Source organism: Mycolicibacterium arcueilense, from assembly GCF_058536225.1.
In genome coordinates this window covers 47,626-68,187 of sequence record NZ_JBZTYL010000035.1, presented here as the reverse complement: position 1 = coordinate 68,187, position 20,562 = coordinate 47,626, and the positions used below count along the sequence as shown (strand labels likewise).

The 20,562-nt window shown below is 66.1% G+C and carries 20 protein-coding genes; 10 read left to right on the top strand and 10 right to left on the bottom strand.

The window, feature by feature from the left end:
- Positions 1-13: 13 nt before the first annotated feature.
- Positions 14-427 (bottom strand): YkvA family protein, encoded by a 414-nt coding sequence (locus tag AC4LGL_RS29915; protein ID WP_491841910.1) that lies wholly within the window; start codon positions 425-427, stop codon positions 14-16.
- 78 nt (positions 428-505) lie between these two features.
- Positions 506-1,282, bottom strand: a complete 777-nt coding sequence (locus AC4LGL_RS29910; protein WP_055119465.1) for an SDR family NAD(P)-dependent oxidoreductase — start codon at positions 1,280-1,282, stop codon at positions 506-508.
- 72 nt (positions 1,283-1,354) lie between these two features.
- Between AC4LGL_RS29910 and AC4LGL_RS29905 the strand changes: the two genes are divergently transcribed.
- From AC4LGL_RS29905 to AC4LGL_RS29875, 7 genes are all read left to right on the top strand, one after another.
- Complete coding sequence (locus tag AC4LGL_RS29905; RefSeq protein WP_491841909.1) at positions 1,355-2,065, top strand: pirin family protein; 711 nt, start codon at positions 1,355-1,357, stop codon at positions 2,063-2,065.
- A complete protein-coding gene (locus tag AC4LGL_RS29900) occupies positions 2,043-3,299 on the top strand; it encodes a PQQ-dependent sugar dehydrogenase (protein ID WP_491841908.1) in 1,257 nt (418 codons plus the stop codon). Before AC4LGL_RS29905 ends, AC4LGL_RS29900 begins: the two co-directional genes overlap by 23 nt.
- A 16-nt stretch (positions 3,300-3,315) precedes the next feature.
- The gene (locus AC4LGL_RS29895) at positions 3,316-3,750 is read left to right on the top strand and encodes a helix-turn-helix transcriptional regulator (RefSeq protein WP_491841907.1); all 435 of its coding nucleotides are present in this window, start codon (positions 3,316-3,318) and stop codon (positions 3,748-3,750) included.
- A gap of 5 nt (positions 3,751-3,755) precedes the next feature.
- On the top strand, positions 3,756-4,166 hold the full coding sequence (locus tag AC4LGL_RS29890) for a VOC family protein (protein ID WP_491841906.1): 411 nt from the start codon (positions 3,756-3,758) through the stop codon (positions 4,164-4,166).
- A 3-nt stretch (positions 4,167-4,169) separates the two neighbouring features.
- Positions 4,170-6,533: an ATP-binding cassette domain-containing protein gene (locus AC4LGL_RS29885; RefSeq protein ID WP_491841905.1), complete on the top strand. Its 2,364-nt coding sequence runs from the start codon at positions 4,170-4,172 to the stop codon at positions 6,531-6,533.
- Positions 6,534-6,838: 305 nt separating this feature from the next.
- Entirely contained in the window at positions 6,839-7,570 is a 732-nt protein-coding gene (locus AC4LGL_RS29880; protein WP_491841904.1) for a TMEM165/GDT1 family protein, read from the top strand.
- 63 nt (positions 7,571-7,633) lie between these two features.
- Positions 7,634-8,713 (top strand): phosphodiester glycosidase family protein, encoded by a 1,080-nt coding sequence (locus AC4LGL_RS29875; protein ID WP_491841903.1) that lies wholly within the window; start codon positions 7,634-7,636, stop codon positions 8,711-8,713.
- A gap of 2 nt (positions 8,714-8,715) precedes the next feature.
- Here AC4LGL_RS29875 and AC4LGL_RS29870 read toward each other — a convergent pair whose 3' ends face one another.
- From AC4LGL_RS29870 to AC4LGL_RS29860, 3 genes are all read right to left on the bottom strand, one after another.
- Positions 8,716-9,240, bottom strand: coding sequence for a LuxR family transcriptional regulator (locus tag AC4LGL_RS29870; protein ID WP_491842012.1), 525 nt, complete (start codon positions 9,238-9,240; stop codon positions 8,716-8,718).
- A gap of 218 nt (positions 9,241-9,458) precedes the next feature.
- On the bottom strand, positions 9,459-9,737 hold the full coding sequence (locus tag AC4LGL_RS29865; RefSeq protein ID WP_491841902.1) for a barstar family protein: 279 nt from the start codon (positions 9,735-9,737) through the stop codon (positions 9,459-9,461).
- Positions 9,734-10,174, bottom strand: a complete 441-nt coding sequence (locus tag AC4LGL_RS29860) for a guanyl-specific ribonuclease (RefSeq protein WP_491841901.1) — start codon at positions 10,172-10,174, stop codon at positions 9,734-9,736. The genes AC4LGL_RS29865 and AC4LGL_RS29860 overlap by 4 nt, the downstream gene beginning before the upstream one ends.
- A 72-nt stretch (positions 10,175-10,246) precedes the next feature.
- Between AC4LGL_RS29860 and AC4LGL_RS29855 the strand changes: the two genes are divergently transcribed.
- Positions 10,247-12,397: an acyltransferase family protein gene (locus AC4LGL_RS29855; protein ID WP_491841900.1), complete on the top strand. Its 2,151-nt coding sequence runs from the start codon at positions 10,247-10,249 to the stop codon at positions 12,395-12,397.
- A gap of 3 nt (positions 12,398-12,400) precedes the next feature.
- Here the strand turns inward: AC4LGL_RS29855 and AC4LGL_RS29850 are convergent, their stop codons facing one another.
- From AC4LGL_RS29850 to AC4LGL_RS29840, 3 genes are read right to left on the bottom strand one after another with little or no spacing between them, the layout of a single operon-like run.
- Entirely contained in the window at positions 12,401-13,948 is a 1,548-nt protein-coding gene (locus tag AC4LGL_RS29850; RefSeq protein ID WP_491841899.1) for a carotenoid oxygenase family protein, read from the bottom strand.
- A 17-nt stretch (positions 13,949-13,965) separates the two neighbouring features.
- Entirely contained in the window at positions 13,966-14,613 is a 648-nt protein-coding gene (locus AC4LGL_RS29845; protein ID WP_491841898.1) for a TetR/AcrR family transcriptional regulator, read from the bottom strand.
- The gene (locus AC4LGL_RS29840) at positions 14,610-15,065 is read right to left on the bottom strand and encodes a MarR family winged helix-turn-helix transcriptional regulator (RefSeq protein WP_491841897.1); all 456 of its coding nucleotides are present in this window, start codon (positions 15,063-15,065) and stop codon (positions 14,610-14,612) included. Before AC4LGL_RS29840 ends, AC4LGL_RS29845 begins: the two co-directional genes overlap by 4 nt.
- 61 nt (positions 15,066-15,126) lie before the next feature.
- On the opposite strand from AC4LGL_RS29840, the gene AC4LGL_RS29835 reads away from it, so the two are divergent.
- Entirely contained in the window at positions 15,127-15,453 is a 327-nt protein-coding gene (locus tag AC4LGL_RS29835) for an antibiotic biosynthesis monooxygenase family protein (RefSeq protein ID WP_491841896.1), read from the top strand.
- A 3-nt stretch (positions 15,454-15,456) separates the two neighbouring features.
- On the opposite strand, the gene AC4LGL_RS29830 is transcribed toward AC4LGL_RS29835, so the two are convergent.
- Both AC4LGL_RS29830 and AC4LGL_RS29825 read right to left on the bottom strand, forming a co-directional pair.
- The gene (locus AC4LGL_RS29830; protein ID WP_491841895.1) at positions 15,457-17,616 is read right to left on the bottom strand and encodes an AAA family ATPase; all 2,160 of its coding nucleotides are present in this window, start codon (positions 17,614-17,616) and stop codon (positions 15,457-15,459) included.
- Positions 17,617-17,964: 348 nt separating this feature from the next.
- Entirely contained in the window at positions 17,965-18,765 is an 801-nt protein-coding gene (locus AC4LGL_RS29825; protein ID WP_491841894.1) for a fructosamine kinase family protein, read from the bottom strand.
- Positions 18,766-18,845: 80 nt separating this feature from the next.
- On the opposite strand from AC4LGL_RS29825, the gene AC4LGL_RS29820 reads away from it, so the two are divergent.
- Positions 18,846-20,549, top strand: coding sequence for a BamB-related PQQ repeat family beta-propellar protein (locus tag AC4LGL_RS29820; protein WP_491841893.1), 1,704 nt, complete (start codon positions 18,846-18,848; stop codon positions 20,547-20,549).
- Positions 20,550-20,562 lie beyond the last annotated feature (13 nt).

Sequence of the window (20,562 nt, the reverse complement as noted above, 5' to 3'; positions counted from 1 at the left end):
ATTCTGCTTTTGTTCAGCGGGACAACCCGGTCAGCCGTGTCAGGGCGTCGAACCCGTCGTCGGTACCCGGCCAGTGCGCCCGGACAGCCGCCAACCCCGCATGGCGTACGACGCTGCGCAGCACCAAGGTGACGATGATGGCGTCGTCGGCATAGCCGAGCACGGGGATGAAGTCGGGGATCAGATCGATCGGCAGCGCCAGGTACACGACCAACAGCGCCAACCGGAAGCGCACCCCGCGGGGCAGCGTTTTGTCCCTGGCCAGGCGAGGGATCAACCGCAACAGGTCCGGAAGTATGCGCAGCGCCTCGGTGAGCAGATTTCCGCGCGGCCGCACGATGAGCAGCGCGCCAACCAGGACGAGCCAGCTCAGCAGCAGAGCGGCGCCGAGACCGAGCAACGCATCGCCCCACCAGGTGTCGGTCACACGACGATTTTCCAGCAGACGCAAAAGTCCCCCGGAACTGAAGCGCTCCGGGGGACCTCTCGTGTCTGTTCGCGAAGGTTACTTCGGTGGCATCCGGATGCCACCGTCGACGCGGACGACCTCGGCGTTCATGTACGAGTTGGTCAGCAGCTCGACGACCATGGAGGCCAGCTCGTCGGGCTTGCCGAGGCGGTGCGGGAACAGCACCGACTCACCGAGCTTGGCCTTGAATGCCTCGGAGGCCTCGCCCTCGCCGTAGATCGGGGTGTCGATGAGGCCGGGGGCCACGGTGTTGACGCGGATGCCGACAGCGGACAGATCGCGGGCCACCGGCAGGGTCAGGCCGACAACGCCGCCCTTGGACGACGAGTAGGCCGCCTGGCCGATCTGGCCGTCGAACGCCGCGACGCTGGTCATGTTGACGATGGCACCGCGCTCGCCGGTTTCGCTGAGCTCGTTCTTGCTCATCTGGGTGGCGGCGATGCGGATGCAGTCGAAGGTGCCGACCAGGTTGATGTCGAGCACCTTCTTGTACAGGCCGAGGTCGTGAGCCGAGGAGAACTCGCCGTCCTTGCCGATGGTGCGCTGGGCCCAGCCGACGCCGGCCGAGTTCACCAGGGCGCGCAGCGGGCCGAGGTCCGCGGCGGTCTTGACCGCATCGATGATCTGGTCGGTGTTGGTGACGTCGACAGTGACGAAGATGCCGCCGATCTCCTTGGCGAGGGCCTCGCCCTTGTCCGCCTGCAGGTCAGCCACGACAACGCGGGCTCCCTTGGCAGCCAACTGGCGGGCAGTCGCCGCGCCGATACCTGATGCGCCACCTGTGACGATGGCGCTTGCTCCGTTGAGTTCCACGCCCAACACACTAAGCCCCGGCCCTCCCCGATCCACCGGTTGGTCAGCTACTGCCCTCGGTAGGCTGGCACCATGCCTGCCACGGTCGACATCCGCCGCGCCGGGGACCGCGGCGCCAGCACAACCGACTGGCTGAATTCACGGCACTCCTTCTCGTTCGCCGACTACTACGACCCGGCCAACACCCACCACGGCCTGTTGCTGGTGAACAACGACGACATCGTCGCGCCGGATGCGGGGTTTGACACCCACCCGCACCGGGACATGGAGATCGTCACCTGGGTGTTGTCCGGGCAATTGGCGCACGAAGATTCGATGGGCAATTCCGGGGTGATCTATCCGGGTCTGGCCCAGCGGATGTCGGCGGGCACCGGCGTGCAGCATTCGGAGAAGAACGGATCTACCGATGAGCCGGTGCATTTCGTGCAGATGTGGGTATTGCCCGATACGGCCGGCGTGACTCCGAGCTATCAACAGCAGGAGATCGAGTTGGCCGCCACGCTGACCCCGATCGCCTCCGGTGCCCGCGATGCGGCCGTCACGCTGCACAACCGCGACGCCACGCTGTACGGCGCGCGGCTGCAGCCCGGCGATTCGGTCGAACTGCCGCAGGCCCGCTACGTCCACCTGTTCGTGGCACGCGGCGCGGTGACGCTGGAAGGATCCGGGCGACTCGCCGAGGGCGACGCCGCCCGCCTCACCGATTCGGGCGGACGGGTCACAGCTGACACCGAAGCCGAGATCCTGGTCTGGGAGATGAATGCGGGTTTGGGCGGCGCGTAGCGCGATCGCACTGGTCACCGCGGTCGTCCTGACCGCGTGTGGGACGAACCCCGGAACCGGATCACCGCCGACCCCCTCGGCGTCGGCCTCGGAGCCTCCACCTGCCGGCCTCGAGTCGGTACTCGTTCAGGTGCCCGAGCGATTCGCCCAGGCCCCGCTCGACGAACCTCGCCTCGCCCAGATACCCGCCGGTTGGACCATCGAGGTGATCGCCCGGGTGCCCAAGGCCAGGATGGCCGTGTTCGCCCCCGACGGCGCATTGCTGGTGTCGGTGCCGGCCACCGGGCAAGTGCTGACGGTGCGCCCCGACCAGCGCACGCTGCTCGACGGGCTGGAGCAGCCGCACGGCCTGTTCTTCGCCGGGCCGACGTTGTACGTGGCCGAGAGCAACCGGATCGACGCCTATGACTATGTCGAAGGCCGGGCCGTCAATCGCCGCACCATCGCCGACGATCTGCCCGACGCCAAGAGCCCCGACCTGCACGGTGCCTACGCCCACGCGCTCAAGAGCGTCGCCGTGGGACCCGATGGCGCCGTGTACTTTTCGATCGGCTCGACGGGCAACGTCTCGGCCGAGGATCGCACCGCCACGCCGCCGCGGGCCACCATCATGCGGGTACCGCCCGGTGGCGGACCTGCCACCCCGTTCGCCACCGGAGTCCGCAACGGAACGGGCCTGGCGCCGGCCCCCGACGGCTCGCTGTGGACGGCGGTGAACAACCGCGACGACGTCGCCGATCCACAGAGCCGGGTCCGCCAGGACTACGTGGACGACCACCCGCCGGAGTCGATGGCCAAGCTGACGCCCGGACGCGAATTGGGCTGGCCATACTGCAATCCCGACGGCCCGCCACCAGCCGGGTTCATCCGCGACATGCAGACCAACCCCGACGGCAGCAAGCTGGACTGTGCGGCGCTGACACCCGTCGAGCAGACCCTCGGTGCCCATTCCGCCCCGCTGGGCATGAGCTTCGCCGAACTGCCGCCACCCTACGGACCAGGTGCCCTCGTCGGGGTGCACGGCTCCTGGAACCGGCGGTCACCGCAAGCGCCGGAAGTGTCGTTCTTCGGTTGGCACGACGGCACATTGGGCCCGCAGCAGACCCTCGTCGGCGGCTTCCAGGCCGACGACGGCTCCCGCTGGGGACGTCCGGTGGCGGCGGTGACGGGCCCCGACGGCGCCGTCTACATCACCGACGACTACGCCGGCGCGGTGTATCGACTGGGAGCCTAGACGTACCATCGCCGATGTGGCCGACCAACAGCTGGGTGATCTCAAGCTGCTGCGCCGGGTGCGGGACCGCATCGACCGCGAGTACGCGCAACCGCTGAACGTCGAAGCGCTTGCCCGCGGGGTCAGTATGTCGGCCGGACACCTCAGCAGACAGTTCAAGATCGCTTACGGCGAGTCGCCCTATTCGTATCTGATGACCCGTCGTATCGAGCGCGCCATGGCGCTGCTGCGCCGCGGTGACCTGTCCGTCACCGAGGTCTGCTTCGCCGTCGGCTGCTCCTCGCTCGGCACGTTCAGCACCCGGTTCACCGAACTCGTCGGCATCCCGCCGAGTGCGTATCGGCAACAGACCGCGGGAGTGACGAATGGCATGCCGTCCTGCGTCGAGAAGCAGGTCACCAAACCGATCAGGAATCGAGAAGCGCCGGCCACCCGCCTGCACCTAGCGTGAAAACCATGGAACTCACCATTCACTCAAGCATGCTCCCGCTCGACGACCCGGAAGAATCCCTCGCGTTCTATCGCGACGTCCTCGGCTTCGAGGTCCGCCTGGACGTCGGCAAGGACAAGATGCGGTGGATCACCGTCGGCCCACCGAACCAGCCCGACACCTCGATCGTGCTGTACCCGCCGACCGCCACCCCCGGCCTCACCGACGACGAGCGCCGCACCATCGCCGAGATGATGGCCAAGGGCACTTTCGGGACACTCCTGCTGGCCACCAAGGACCTCGACGGTACGTTTGAAAAAGTTCAGGCCGGAGACGTCGAAGTAGTCCAGGAACCCACCGAGCAGCCATACGGTGTGCGGGACTGCGCCCTTCGCGATCCCGCCGGCAACATGGTCCGTATCCAGGAGTCGCGCTAACCGATGCATCCCGCCGACAGTCACGATCTGATCCGGGTCACCGGTGCCCGCGAGAACAACCTCAAGGACGTGGACATCGAGTTGCCCAAGCGGCGCTTGACGGTGTTCACCGGTGTCTCGGGGTCGGGCAAGAGCTCGCTGGTGTTCGACACGATCGCCGCTGAATCCCAGCGGTTGATCAACGAGACCTACAGCGCGTTCGTGCAGGGCTTCATGCCGAACCTGGCCCGGCCCGAGGTCGACGTTCTCGAGGGGTTGACCACCGCGATCATCGTGGACCAGCAGCGGATGAGCGCCGACCCGCGTTCCACCGTCGGCACCGCCACCGATACCGGAGCGATGCTGCGCATCTTGTTCAGCCGGCTGGGCAGCCCACATATCGGTTCGCCACAGGCGTTTTCGTTCAACGTGGCGTCGATCAGCGGGGCGGGAGCGGTGACGCTGGAGAAGGGCGGCCGCACGGTCAAGGAGCGGCGCGACTTCAAGATCGTCGGCGGGATGTGTCCGCGATGCGAGGGGCGCGGCGCGGTCAACGACATCGACCTGACCGCGCTGTACGACGACACGAAATCGCTGAACGAGGGTGCGCTGAGCATCCCGGGTTTCAGCATGGACGGCTGGTACGGCCGGATCTTCCGGGGTTGCGGATTCTTCGATCCGGACAAGCCGATCAACAAGTTCACCAAGAAGGAACTCGACGCGCTGCTGCACAAGGAGGCGACCAAGCTCAAGGTCGACGGGGTCAACCTGACCTACCTGGGGCTCATCCCGCAGATCCAGAAATCGTTCCTGGCCAAGGACGTCGAGGCCATGCAACCGCACATCCGCGCCTTCGTGGACCGCGCGGTCACCTTCACCACCTGCCCGGAATGCGACGGCACCCGCCTGTCGGAGACCGCGCGGTCGTCGAAGATCAAGGGTGTCAACATCGCCGAGGTCTGCGCGATGCAGATCACCGACCTGGCCGGGTGGCTCGGCGGCGTCAAAGATAAATCGGTGGCTCCGCTCCTGACGGCGCTGCAGCACACGCTGGACTCATTCGTCGAGATCGGGTTGGGCTATCTGTCGCTGGACCGCCCTGCGGGCACCCTGTCCGGCGGAGAAGCCCAGCGCGTCAAGATGATCCGTCATCTGGGCTCGTCACTGACCGATGTCACCTACGTGTTCGACGAGCCCACCATCGGGCTGCACCCGCACGATATCGCCCGGATGAACAACCTGCTGCTGGCCCTGCGGGACAAGGGCAACACCGTGCTGGTCGTCGAGCACAAGCCGGAGACCATCTCGATCGCCGACCATGTCGTCGACCTCGGGCCGGGCGCCGGATCGGCCGGGGGCGAGGTGGTCTTCGAGGGCAGCGTGGCGGATCTGCGCGCCGGCGACACCATCACCGGACGCCACCTGGGCTACCGCGCGGCCCTGAAGAACAAAGTGCGGGAACCCAACGGTGCGTTGGAGATCCGCGGTGCCGACACCCACAACCTGTGCGACGTGGACGTCGACCTCCCCTTGGGTGCACTGGTAGTGATCACCGGTGTCGCAGGCTCGGGAAAGAGTTCGTTGATCGACGGCTCGGTGGCCGGCCGCGACGGCGTGGTGGTGGTCGATCAGAGCCCGATCCGCGGTTCACGCCGCAGCAACCCGGCCACCTACACCGGGCTGCTCGACCCGATCCGTAAGGCCTTCGCCAAGGCCAACGGCGTCAAACCGGCGCTGTTCAGCTCGAACTCCGAAGGTGCCTGCCCGACCTGCAACGGCGCGGGGGTCATCTACACCGACCTCGGGGTGATGGCCACCGTCGAGACCACCTGCGAGGAATGTGAGGGCAAGCGGTTCGGCGCCTCGGTGCTGCAGTACACCCTCGGCGGACGTGACATCGCCGAGGTGCTGGCCATGCCGGTCAGCGAAGCGGAGCAGTACTTCTCCGACGGTGAGGCGAAAGTTCCTGCGGCGCAGAAGATCCTGTCCCGGATGGCCGATGTGGGTCTGGGCTATCTCACCCTCGGGCAGCCGCTGACCACCCTGTCCGGCGGCGAGCGGCAGCGGCTGAAGCTCGCCGCCCGGCTCGGAGATACCGGAGCCGAGAAGGCCGATACGTTGATCCTGGATGAGCCGACCACGGGGCTGCACCTGGCCGACGTCGAACAGCTTCTCGGGCTGTTGGACCGGTTGGTGGATTCGGGAAAGTCGGTGATCGTGATCGAGCACCACCAGGCCGTGATGGCGCATGCCGACTGGATCATCGACCTGGGTCCCGGCGCCGGGCACGACGGCGGCCGCGTCGTCTTCGAGGGCACCCCGGCGGATCTGGTCGCGGACCGTGCCACGCTCACAGGTAAGCACCTCGCTGAATATGTGGGTGCCTGAACCGGCACTGTCAGGGCACCCGAACTTTCCCGTGTTGATCCCCAAACTTATTGTCGAATAAGCACTTTCGCGCGCCACGGTTTGCGCCGACCCGGCGAGCGTGCGTATGGTGGACAACAGCGAAGGGGAGTAGCCCCCAATCGGATATTCGACATACTGGCCGCGCATCAGCGACGCATGAGCGGCCCGGTTATCCGAACCGGTCACGACCGGTGGGCGAGACCTTCGGCCGTAGACCATTGGTTTGCCGGCCGGAGGCATCTGTTCAGCCCCCAACGGCAGCCAACGACCGAGGAGTTTGTCGAGTGCTGGCTGCACTGCTCTTGAGTTTCGCTGTCATCTTCGTCGCCGAGCTCGGCGACAAGTCCCAGTTGATGGCCATGACGTTTGCGCTGCGCTACCGCTGGTGGGTGGTGCTCATCGGCATCACCGCGGCCACCACCGCAGTTCACCTGATCTCGGTCGGCGTCGGTCACTACCTGGGCGCGGCGCTGCCGACACACCTGCTCGGCATCCTCGCCGGTGTGGCGTTCGTGTTCTTCGGGCTGTGGACCCTGCGTGGCGACAAGCTGTCCGACGATGAGGCGACCAAAGCCCAGCGCTCGACGGCGCCGGCGTTCTTCACGGTCACCTCCGCGTTCCTGCTGGCCGAGCTCGGCGACAAGACGATGCTCGCGACCATCACGTTGGCCGCCGACAACGACTGGGTGGGCGTGTGGATCGGTTCCACCATCGGCATGGTGGCGGCCGACGCGCTGGCCATCGTGGTCGGGGCGATCGCAGGCAAGCACCTCCCCGAACGGGTGATCCAGCTGGGCGCTGCTGCCCTGTTCGTCATCTTCGGTGTCGCGATGCTGCTGGAGGGCGCGTTCCCGGCAGCCCCGGCGTTGTTGACCACGGCGGGCGCGATTGCGGTGACGGCGCTGGGTGCGGCAGGCCTGCGCCTGCTGCCCGCACATTTGCGGCCGGCGGTACTCCGCAAGACCGAGACGGCCGATCCAGCTAACACCGATCAATCAGGTGCGATCGCCCCTTGATCCAACCGTGACCAGGCTGTTACGCATGTTGACAGAGTTTCCTGTGTGGTTATTGTGTAGTTCGTGCCAGCCCTGGCAAAACTCTTCCAACGTGCGGTCGCTACTGCGGCCGCCGTTGCCGTCTGCGCGGCACTAGCCACCACCGGCTCGCCCGTCGCACGCGCCGAGGACGCCCGGACGCTGCTGCTCGGAGCGATCGCCAACACCAAGGGCGCCTACCTCGTCTACAACTTCGGCGGCCAGTTCGCCGCACCGTTCCTGTCTGCCGACGGCCGCGCCTACACGTTGAACAACGGCGGCCATCTGATGGCGATGAAGAACGCCTCCGGACGGCTCAACCCGCGCCTGCTGGTCGACAGCCATCAGGGCTATCAGTCCCGCTGCGAGCGCACCCCCGGCGCGCGGACGAGCGAAGGACTCTGGCAAGCGTCGGAGACCTACGCGCCGCTGGCCGCCTGGCAGGTCCTGGGTCAGCCGACCATCGCGGTGAACGCCAACTTCTTCGACGTACGCGGGCAGAAGGGCGGCTCGTGGCGCGATACCAAATGCTCGTCCCCGCTGGGCGCCTACGTCGACAACACCCGCGGCCAGGGCCGGGCCAACGCCGCGGTCACGGGCACGCTGGCCTACGCGGGCAAGCAGGGCCTGTCCGGCGGTGACGAGCGTTGGGCCGCACTGGCGACCATGATCCTTCCGATGGGCGGCGCCCCGTATGTGGTGATGCCCAAGGGTCCCGACGACTACGACTCGGCCACCCCGGTGATCCAGCGCCTGCTGGATCAGAACGCCCGGTTCGTCGCGGTCGCCGGCATCGGACTGCTCGCTCCCGGCGACACCGGTCAGCTCAACGACAACGGCCCGAGTGCGGCCCGCACCGCCATCGGCTACAACAGGGCCACCGACCAGCTCTACGTCTTCCAAGGCGGCAGCTATACCCCGGACAACATCCAGGACCTGTTCCGCGGCCTCGGCGCCGACAACGCACTGCTGCTCGACGGCGGCGGTTCGTCGGCGATCGTGTTGCGCCGTGACACCGGAGGCATGTGGAGCGGAGCCGGATCACCGCGCGGCAACTGCGATACCCGTCAGGTGCTGTGCGATTCTCGTGAGCGGGCCCTGCCCAGCTGGCTTGCCTTCAACTGAGCTCAGTTGACCAGCACTTCAGCGAGAACCGCATTCGGCATGCGCAAGGGCCGCAGGTATTGGTGCAATCCCGGATGGCACAGCTGCAGGAGGCGCTCCTGGGGCTCGCCGCCGTCCATGCGTTGATCGCCAAGGTATTTCAGCGTCGTACCGGACGGAAGGTCGTCGGCAACCAAGGAGGCCGTCGTGCCCGATATCAATGTCTGCCCACCATGGGCGATGTCGCGCAGACGCTCGGTGCCGGCCGCAGTGCTGTGCACACCGATGCACAGCTCAAACGGATCCAACGGCGTCAGTTGCAGATACAGCGCGCAGGACACGGCATCGGATGCGCGGTCGAAGGCAGCCACGAAACCGTCGCAGGGCCATCGCTTCCCCGATAACGCGCCGCCGTGGAGCGCGACAAAGTGGGTCATCGTCGCTCGAAAGTACGGGAGCGCGGCGGCCATCCCCCTGGGGTCGGTTTGCCACAGGTGTGCGGACCCCTCGGTGCGGGCCATCAGCCACGTCGTCGCCGTCGCCGGCATTTCGGTCACGCGCGCGTCGCTCCCGCCTGTTGTCCGCCAGTGATCCCGCACCTGACGGCGCGCAGAACGCCAGGGTAACCAGTTTTCGCAGGCTTCGCTTCAGCCCTCAACACCGTTGCCGCAGAAGCTCGTTGCCAACCCGATGCCGCAGCACCATTGCCCACGCCGGACGCGCGTAAGCTGTCACAGCCGTGATTTGCCGGCCTGACAACTGAGGGTCAGTTCTCCAGCCAGAGGTCGACGCCCTCGGTGGTGAAGATGGACAGCACGGTGCTCCAGGTGTCCTCGCCGAGCGTGTCTTTGATGTTGCGGTAGTCGGTCATCACGAACCGGAACTTGCGATTCTCCGGCGTACCGAAACCGCCGCGCAGGCAGTCGGCCAACGCGTCCAGATTCGAGCCGAAGTAGCCGCCGTCGCCGTTGACCGCGCGGCCGATCTCGGTGAAGAAGTCCGCTCTGGAACCCACCTTGGTCCCGTCGATCCGATACGTCTTCACATGCCTCCGATCAGGCAGAACGATTCGTAATGGTCGCCGGTGTAGTAGTACTCGGGCGGGTCGGTCTGCGGTGATCCCCCGGTGACGATGCGCCGCTTGCCACGGTGCTTGTTGCCCGGCGTCGGGACCGTGTACTCGTGGTAGTAGCCGCGCTCGTGTTTGGGCAACCGGCCTTCGTAGTTTCCGAAAACGACGCCGTCGTTGCGCGGGTAGGGAAACGGCCCTCCGGACTGGATGAGCTCCACGGTCTTGTCCGCTTCCGGCGGGAGGCCGTTCAGCGCGCAGGTGCCGTCGGCTGCCGCAGACTTCGCCGGTGCTGCCGGTCCCGATGTCGAAGCCGGTGGCGCAGCCGGAGATGACGTGGTTTCGGTCGGAGCGCAACACCCTGAAAGCAGGCCGCACAGCACTGCCAGCGCCGCAATGCGTGATCGTCCCATCGGCACGAGGCTAGCAACAGCGGTCGCAAATCCAGGGTCAACACGGGTTGCCGTGCGACGATCGTTACTCGAGTGAACAGAGTGATTACCCCAGCGCGGCCCACCGCCCGCCGCGGCAGTGCCGCGAGCGGGCGAAAACCCCTGTCGAACAAACAATTTCGCCCCGACATCGAGGGGCTACGAGCGGTCGCGGTGCTCGCCGTGGTGCTGTTTCATGCCGGGGTACCCGGCTTCGGTGGCGGGTTCGTCGGCGTCGACGTCTTTTTCGTCGTGTCGGGATTCCTGATCACCGGGATGCTGTGGCGCGAGGCGTCGGGCAGCGGGACCGTCCGGATGGCCCAGTTCTATGCCGGACGCGCGCGTCGTCTGCTGCCGGCAGCTGCACTCGTCCTCGTGGCGACGTCGATGGCGGCGACCCTCCTGCTGCCGCCACTGCAGGCCCGATCCGTGCTGGCCGATGCGATCGCCAGCGCCTTGTATGCCGGGAACTACCGCTTCGCGGCGCAGGGCACCGACTATCTGGCGGCTGAGACGGCAGCGTCGCCGCTACAGCACTACTGGTCACTCGGTGTCGAGGAACAGTTCTATCTGCTGTGGCCGGCCCTGATCCTCGGCACCGCGTGCCTCCTGGCCCGCAACGGCCGGGGCACCCGGTCAGCAGTCCCTTATGCGTGCGTCCTGGCGGTGGTGGCCGGCGCGTCGCTCGCGGTGTCGCTGTCATGGACCCAGACCATGCCGCCCTGGGCGTTCTTCTCCCTGCCGACCCGCGCCTGGGAGTTGGCCGCCGGCGGTTTGATCGCGTTGACGGCGGCGCACTGGCGCACCCTGCCGCCGGTGTGTGCGGCGTTGGTCGGCTGGGGTGGCTTGGCGCTGATCCTGGCCACCTGCACTCAACTCGGCACCGCCACGCCCTATCCGGGTACGGCGGCAATACTGCCGGTGATGGGGACCGCACTGGTGATCGGCGCTGGTTGTGCGATACCCGACCTGGGTGTGGGACGGCTCCTGTCGAAACCGGCGATGCGCGGTATCGGCCGGTTGTCGTACTCGTGGTACCTGTGGCACTGGCCCGTACTGCTGTTGGCGCCCGCACTGTTCGGCCACGGCCTGGGCCTCGCCGGCCGGTTGGCGATGGTGGTGATATCGCTGGGCCTGGCGCTCCTGACGTTGCATCTGGTCGAGAACCCGGCCCGGTTCGCTGCGGCGCTGCGGGCGTCCTCGTGGCGCAGTTTGGCCGTCGGCGCGACGGCGACCGGCGTGGCCGTCTGCGCGGGTCTGGTGCTGTTGGCGATGCGCCCGGTTCCGACAGGGTCCGGACCGGCAGCGGTTCCGGTCGCCCTGATCGGGCCGCCCCCGGCTGCCGCCCCGACGCGGGCTCTGACGCCCGAACAACAGATACAGGCAGCCGTCGCCACGTCGGCCGGTCTGCGCGCAGTGCCGTCGAATCTGTCACCGCCACTGGACAACATCACCAAACCCGAGGCGTTCGTCAACGGGTGCGTCCTGTCGTGGCAGGACGTCGCCGTGCCGGACTGCGCGTCCGGCGACACCACATCGGCCACCAAGGTCGCGCTGATCGGGGATTCTCACGCGGGGATGTGGCAACCGGCCCTGGAAACCGCGGCGCAACAGCAGCATTGGCGGCTTGAGACCTATGCGAAGGTCACCTGTCCGCCGATGAAGCTCCCGATCCTCAGCCCCTACCTCGACCGCGAGTTCACCGAATGCAAGCAGTGGCGGGCCGATGTGCTGACCAGGATCGCCAACGAACGCCCGGCGCTGATCGTGCTGGACATGGTGCGTCGCTACGGGGCCGATTTCGGGTTCGTCAGTTATGACCCGACCTGGCTGGACGCATTGACACGACTGGTGTCGCAGTTACGCGGTACGGGCGCGCGGGTCCTGGTCCTCGGTCCGGTTCCTGACCCGCACACGACAGTGCCGACATGTCTGTCGGCACACATGGACGACGCGTCGGCCTGCGCCCCCAACCGCTCGATCGCGATGAACGACAACGGCATCGCCGCGGAGACCGCGGCGGTGCAGGCCGGCGGCGGCCAGTACGCGCGGCTGGACCAGTTCTTCTGCACCGACCAGCGCTGCCCGGTGATCGTCGGCAACACCTTGGTGTTCCGCGACGACAACCACATCACTGCCGAGTACGCCCAGTTGCTGTCGCCGGTGATCGCACGTTTGACCGAAAGTGCTCTGGCGCCCAACTAGTTTCTACAACCTGGCCACCTGATCAGTGAAGGCACCGTGATAGCTCATCGGCAGATGGAATGGCAGCCAGGCCTCGGCGATCGGTCCGGCATCGATGTGCGGCGCGTCGAACACCATCAGCCGGCTACGGTGCTGGGCCTCGTCATACCCCACGGTCAGCACCCATCCGTCGCCTTCTGCGGTACTGCCCGGGCGCGGCACGAAGATCGGCTCGACAAGTTTGTGGCCCGGCGGGCAATAAGTCTGCACACTGCCGTCGGCATGGTTGAAACGGCCGATCCCCTCCCCGCCACCCTGCCCGTCGCTGGGCACGGTCACGTAGGTCACCGAGTGTGGTCGGGTTGAACGACGCGGATCGATCTGCGGGAATTCGCAACCCAATTGGGCAAGTGGTTCGGCCAGCACCCTGTCATCGGGCGTGATACGGAACCGGGTGAGCCGCACGGTATCCGGCACATCCTCGGCCGCCACATCTTGGTACAACCGCGCCGGGTCGCTGCGGCTGTCAGCACCCCAGGCCTGCATCCCGCCGAAGGTCTCCGGGGCGAAGCGGGGTAGCTCCACCACCACGTCGGCGCCCTCCTCGTAGGCGTTGGCGTAATGCCACATGTAGAACGGGTCGGTCTCGATCGTCCGGACCTTGCCGCCGTCTCGCGGGGCCAAGACGAAGTAGGAGGGCTCGTTCTGCTTGAACCGCATGGCGTCCCAATAGGTTTGCCGCCCCAACGCGGCCCAGGGGTTGATCCGAAGGGGCGACAGCATGAAGACGGCGTAGCGCGGGGTCAGCGCCATGTCGTGAATGAGTCCCATGCCGGGTAGCGGTACCGCGCGGAGGTACCGGGTAACGCCGTTGCGGTCGGTCTCGTACAGTCGCAGCCGCATACGCGGAATCGCTTCGCCTGCGAGTTCCCTCAGCCGCCTGATCTTTTCGTCCCGGCTCGGCGCACTACGGACGTGTCGCAGATCGAGGCGAGGAAAGTAGGGTTCGAACCCGAAGTTGACCCTGGAGTCCGTCGTCGCGTCGTAGGTGTAGTGCGCCGAGTACGCACCGATCGGACCCTTGAGCACGCCGTCGAGACTGCACATCCCGATCGTGTTGAGCGTGTCGAGGTCCATGCCGTGCGGCCGACCACCCTCCCACAGGGCGAGCAGTTGGTCTGCGCCGATCATCACGTTGGTGTTGGCCGTGTTTGCGGGCAACCGAAATGCGTTGGCCCGCATGCCCCCTGGCCGCTGGTAGGCGAAGCCGCGTTTCACCATCCGGCCTGCTGCCGTGGTGGTGAGGTAGTGCTCGGTGCGGACGAACCGGTTCTTGAACCGGACGCCGTTGCCGTCGATCGCGAACGCGACCACCATGCCGTCGGCGTCGAACAGGCTGTCCACCCGTGACGCACCGATGTTCCAGCGGCCAGACCCATTGCGGTAGAGCGTTCCGGTCAACCCCTGCGGGAGCGTGCCGGTGATCTCGGTGAGGGTCAGGTCATGTTCGCCAGAGACGTCCTCCCAGTACCGCGAGGGACCGTCGACCTGAGGTGAGGTGGGCGCAGCCATAAAAGACATCGTGTCTTTTATGGCTGCCCACTGTCAATAGCCGAAACGTCGAAGGGGCTGAACGGCAGAGCCGAGCCGCCGTCCCAACACAGCTTCGTCAGATGCTCGACGAGTTCGGCGCGAGGCATCGACGAATCCCGGATCCACCACTGGGCACTCACCATCGCCGACCCGACGATGGCCCGGGCCCACGGCGCGGCTGCCGCGGTGTCGACACCGCCGGCCGCCATGGACACCGTCAGCATGACCTCGACGGCGGTGGCGAGTTCGTCGAATATCCCCGGCATCTCGTGTCCCCCGGCGGCATGCACGCTCAACGCCCGGTACAAGTTCGGGTCGTCCTGCATCCAGCCACAGAGGACATCGAAGAACAACGACATGCGTTGCCGCAGGTCGGTCGACCCGGCGGCACGGCGGGTGATCTCCGTCAGCAACCGATGAGCCTGACGCTCACCGAGCGCAGACAGGATGGCTGCCCGATTCGGGAAGACCGCATAAACGGCCGAGCGCACGAAGCCGGCCTCTTTGGCCACCTCGGCGATTCCCACATCGGGTCCGTGGGCACGGATCGCGCGCTCGGCGGCGTCGAGCAGATCGGTGCGTCGCTGCTCGACGTCGACACCAGGTCCGGCGGGCCTACCTCGCCCACGCCTTGCCGAGGTCACAGGCCAACCGTAGTTACCGGCACGGCCGCCTCGAGGTTCTCCGCGCAACGCAACAGCATCGTTGCGAGCTCATTCTGATCCTTGCCGGACAAACCGTTGAGCATGTCCCGCTCGACGTGGATGACCGCAGAGTGGGCTTGACCCAGTCGACGCTTCCCCGCCGCCGTCAGCTGCAACGCACGGGCACGGCCCCGCTGGGGGCCGGGGGCTTCCTCGACCAGGTCTTCGGCTCGTAGGCCCGCCAACACGTCCTGCAGCGACTGGCGGGTGACGAAACACAACCGCGCCAGCTCCGCGGCCGAGGCTTGCGGATGGTCGGCCAGCGCACGAAGGGCCGTGTACTGCGCCATCGACAAACCGGTGGAGCGCAGTGCCGCATCGCAATTGCGACGCAGGCTCTGCTGGACCCGCTTGACGAGGTAGCCGGCCCCACTTTCCACGTTCGGAGGCATGACAGGAACCTTACATCAGTGCTACCGTCGAACTTGTAAGGAACCTGACATAGGAGGAATCGTGACCACCATCCAGCAGCACAGCCCGCACGCCACCCTCATCAACGTGTTCACCGTGGAGCCGCAGCGGGCAGCCGAACTCGCCGCGTTACTGGGCCAGGCGACCGAGGACGTGATGCGCCACGTCCCCGGATTCATCTCCGCCAACATCCATCTGAGTACGGACGGCACTCGCGTCATCAACTACGCGCAGTGGCGCAGTGCCGAGGACTTCCAAGCCATGCTCGCCGACCCCACTGCGCGCGAACACATGGGCCGGTGCGCCGACCTCGCCACCAGCTTCGAGCCGCACCTGTACACAGTGGAATCGGTGCACGAGGCGAGCTAGGCGTCAGGCGGCGTCTTTCTTGGTGTCCTTCTTCTCGGGCTTCTTTTCCGGCTTCTTCTCGGGCTTCTTGGCACCCTTCACGTCGTTGACCGCCTTCTCCGCGCCCTTCTGGACACCCTCGGCAGCCGACTGGATCTGCTTGCGGCCGTCTTCGGCGAGCTTGTTCACGCGCTCCTGGGCGTCTTTGACAGCCTTGGCGGTGCGCTCACGCGCCCTCTCCGCGGAAGCCTTCGTACGCTCACCGGCCTCCGTGACCGATTTCTCGACCTCTCGGCGAGCCCCGTCAGCTGCGGCGGTGAGCTTCTTGACGCTGTCGCCCTCAACAGATTTCAGCTTGACGGTGTCCGCGCCGACCTTGGTCTGAGTGATGGGTTGCGGCTCGAAACTCGTCGTCTTCGTAAGGCTCTGTGTCCCAACGTTGTTCTCAGCGTTACCGAGCGCCTCCGGAGTGAGGCTGTTGAGCGAGTCGGTCAGCGCCGAGAGATCCAGGCCGGACAGGTTCGACGAGCCACCGACGCCGAGCAGGCCCAGCAGGGTCTTGATCGGGTTGGAGACCGGGGTCTGACTCACCAGGCCGTCGCTGATCGCCTTCTCGATGCCGGTGACGAGGTTGTTGATCAGATGCCCGGGCACCTGTTCCCAATCGACGTCCGCCGGAAGGGTGCCGAAAGCGGTTGGGACATCGGCTTCGTCGAGCGAGCGCTCATATATGCCCGTCGTCGGGTTGTAGGACACATCGGTGTAGCCGAGGTTGACCAGGCTGGTGAGGACCGGGCTCAGCGCCGTGCCGATCGGATTGTTGAGGTTCGCCCCGGTCAGCAGGTTGATGACGTCGTACGCCAGATACGTCGGCTCCAGCAGCGGCAGGCTGTTGGCGGGGATCGTGATGTAGATGTTGAGCTTGGGACCCAGCTGCGGGTTGTCCCCGGGATTGGCCAGATAGTCGGTGACGTCCGCGCCGAGCTGTGACACGGCTTGGTCGATCAGCACTGTGCCGAGTGTGTCGAGTGACTGGTTCCGCAGGATGTAGGTCGGGAACAGGCCTGCCGCAACATTGTTCGCCATCGTGAACGGGTTGGGCCAGGCGGCGAAGTCCGAGAGCGGCAGGTACTCGGCGGTGGCATCGATCTTGATCGGGATGAGGTTCGCACCGCCGGGAGTGAGTCCGAACAACGGGATGTCACCGACCACGGGGATGCCCGAGACGATGCTGGTCCCGCTGCTCTGCACCTGGGTATCGGGTGTCACCGTGTCGATCCCGAGCAGTCCGAAAAGCGGATACGCCCGCGCCAGAATGCCGCCGTTGGCGCGGCCCGGGTTGTCGATCAAGATCATCGGCAAGATGGTGAAACTGCCCAGCAGGGGGTTGGTTCCGGTGTAGTTGGCGCCACCGGGCTGGTTCGGCAGATCATCGACCACCTGTTGGTAGGCCGCGCCCGCGGCGAACGCGCCGAAGCCCCAGCCGGCGACGATCGGGATGCGCACATCGGCGGCATTCGTACTCAGCGGTGGCAGGGTGATACCGAGCAACGCGAGCGCAGCTTTGAGGCTGTCGAACTTGAGGCCACTCGTCGGCAGACCGAGCGCCGTGAAGATCGAATCGAGGCTGACATCGAGGTACGGGGTGTTGTTGATCTCGTCGGCCACCGAGTTCGGGAACGACGGCACCCACCCGAGGTCCACACCGAGCAGACGGATGAGCGTGAACAGGCCGCCGGTCGTGATCACGTTGACCCCGGCCGAGGACAACGGATCGGTGAGATCGACTCCCAGAAGGTCTTCCACGTCGACCGGCAGGGCGCCGAGTGCCCCACCCAAGATCCCGTTCAGCGCGTCCTTGGTGGGGGTGGTCGGATCGATCCCCGCGGCCTGCAGGAGGGCCAGCAGGTTGAAGTTGTCGACGAACGCCGTCTCCAGCTGCGCGCCGACGGTCTGGAACTGGTTGTACACCTGGGTTCCCAAGCCACCTGTGAGGTCCGGAATCTGGTCGGGCGGCGGGAAGATCTGCACCCCGGATTGCAGCCGAAGATCGCGCTGGACTGCAGCGGCCTGGGCCGGTGGCGGAGCAACGCCCACCGTAAGCGCGGTTACCGTTGCGGTTGCCGCCCCGAGAGTCGCGACCCTCTTGACGCGCCGCCGCTGCCTACGGTGCTTAACTGCCATCTGACCAGTCCTTTCGGTCACCTTCTCAGGTTTATCTCAGGCAACTTAACACTATTGTGACCTTTGTCACTGAATTGCTGGAGAAATTTCACTGTTCGCCTTCTCAATTTGTCGCAAACTTGTTGCAATTGACCCGATCGGTGCTGTGCTGGGCAGAGATATATTGACGCCTGCGACAGGCAACTCTCGGATCCACGACGAGCCACCCCCAGTGACGTTGCTATGCACCCATGGGCGTACGCCTTGCCGTGCCAGGCACCCATCGATGTGTCAACTGATCCTGATCGGCCCCGAACCCTCCTCAACCTGCACCGGACGACGCGGAACGGCGGCGCTCAGCGGTTCGAACTACTCGATCCGAAGTTTGCCGGCGAGGATTCTCCGGGCCGCCGCCTCAGCCTGTCCCGCATATCCGCCGCCGAACAGCACAACGTGAGCCAGCAGCGGATAGAGCTGATGCAGGTCGACCCGATCACGCCATCCGTCGCGCATCGGCCGGATAGACCGGTACGCCGCCAGCACGTCATCCAGGAACGGAAACCCGAACAGCGCCAGCATCGCCAGATCCGTCTCGCGATGACCACCATGTGCGGCGGGATCGATGAACACCGCACCGTCGGCAGTCCACATCACGTTGCCGGTCCAGAGGTCGCCGTGCAGCCTGGCCGGCCCGTCGTCGTCATCGAACGCGCCGGCGCGGCAGAGGTCGGCGACCGCCGCTATGGCGTCGTGCGCCCCTGCATTGAGCCGCCCCGCCGCCAGGTGCGCCATCGGACTCAATCGCTCATCGGCGTAGAACGTGCCCCAAGAATCGTGGTGGGCCAACGACATCGGCAACGGCTGCGACATCGGCCCGAAGAACCCCACTCCCCCGTAGCCGTCCGGCCCGGCTCCGTAGGCCGGCGCACCCGCATCATGGGTATGGGCCAGTTGCTCGCCGAAGGCTCGAGCAGCTCGCGCTGTCGGCGGCACCGAGTGCAGGCGCTGCAGCGTCAATGATGTTGCGTCGTAACCGATTACCGGGACACTCGGGACGCCACCTGCCACCGCCAACCAGTTCAGTCCGGCGGCCTCTGCGGCGAAGAATCCCGCCGGCGCCGACTCATTGCGTTTGACGAAGACGTCGGCCCGGTCCGCGGCATTGGGCATATAGGGCAGGTTACCGGCGTGAACTGGCAGAATTTTCCACCGTGCCGTGGGGGAGATCGTTGCTGCGTGTCATGTCGGCAGTGAGCCTGGGATTGGCGTGCTCCCTGCTCATATCCGCGTTGGGCCTCGCCCTCACGGGTTGGCTGACGGGTGAGCCCTCCCCGGCTCTCGGTGCGTGGGAGGAGTTCCTACCGCCTGAAGCAGCATCGCTGGGTGCACAGACACCCCGAACCATCGCCGTCGCCCTGTGCTGGCTGGTCGGGCTGCTGCTGGTGTCCGCTGTCATTGCCTGGTTCGTGGGTCGAACCCACCCGGGTTCATGGGCTGTGCCGGCGATAGCTGGCGTGATGGCGCTGTTGTTCATGGTGTTCTTCGCCGACCGGTTCGGACAGTTCGTCGGCTGGATGATGTTCTATCCACGAACCGCCCAGCTGCCCATCACGCTGGCCGCCTGGCGTATGGCACTGATCGGCGTGGTCGCACTGATCGTCGGCAGCTTCGCCGTTTCCCGCCTCTCGGATCGTGGCTGGCGCGTGCCTGCCGTGGCCGGGGTTGTCCTCGGGTTAGTGGTCTCGGCTTCGGCAACCATGCCGGCGATCCGTGCCGGTGACGACCACCGATTCGTCGATGCGTCGGTCTCAGCACCGCCGTCCACTGATGTTCCGCTGCCGGCGGCCCTGGGCGCAAAACGCTTTACCCTCAAAGTGTCCGACTGGACAAACTGGGACCGGATCGAGCACAACGGGTGGTACGTCGAACCCATCGCCGGCGGCTTCGTCACCTACGGCAACGGACGCGTCACCGCCTACGGCCCTGATTCCACTGAGCGGTGGCATTATTCGCGTCGCGGACCCGGCGAATCAGTCGTGACCTCGCTGCGGGTGTTCGACGCCGGACAGACGGTCATCATCGGAATCGGCTCATACCCTTCGGTATTGGTGGGTCTCGACGCACCCACCGGCCGCCAGATGTGGTGGTCCTCCGACCGGACTCTGGTCGACACCTACCGCCATGTCAGTGATCACCGCCGCCCACCGGGTCAGACGTACCTGGTGGATGAGGATCCCGATGCCTTGGCCTGGACACGATTCGACGCACGAACGGGGACCGCTTTGTGGACCGCGCCTGTCCCCGTCACAGGTTGCCAGTTCCGGAGCGACAGTGACGCACGCCTACTGCGAGTTGTCGACCGGTGCCCCGACGGCCACGGCATGGATGTCCAGTTCGCCGTTGCCGATCCGAACGATGGCACCACCGCCTGGCAAGCGACGGTGCTACGCGGACTTCCTTACTCGCAGCAGGATTTCAAAACCCACCGCGCGATGCTGTACACCCTGGAAGCAAGTGACGACGCAACCATCATCACCCTCGCCCCCAAAGGGGGACCCGATCGCTCCGTCTTCGTCAACGCCCGACTACGGACACTGTCGGACCTCAACGATCCTGCCTATCCGATCCTCACCACCGACGGCTCCGACCAGTTCCTGACCCATGACAACGACCGGGCCACCCTGCGCAACCCTGACGGACGTGAGCAGTGCTCGTTCACCAACCGTCCCGCGAGTGCCACCGGGCGCATGTCCGCGGACGGCATGGCCGTGATCCTGGACAGGCAGGTCGTTTTCGGCACCTACGACGCGCTCGTGAGCTTCGACCGAGACACGTGCGCGCAGACCGGGAGTATTCCGATCTCGTCGCGTCCGGCCGCACTCATGGCAGCACCCGGTGTCACCCTCGTCGTCCGCACCGATGACACCGGCACCTGGGTCGACGGTTACGCCTGATGCACGGCGCCGC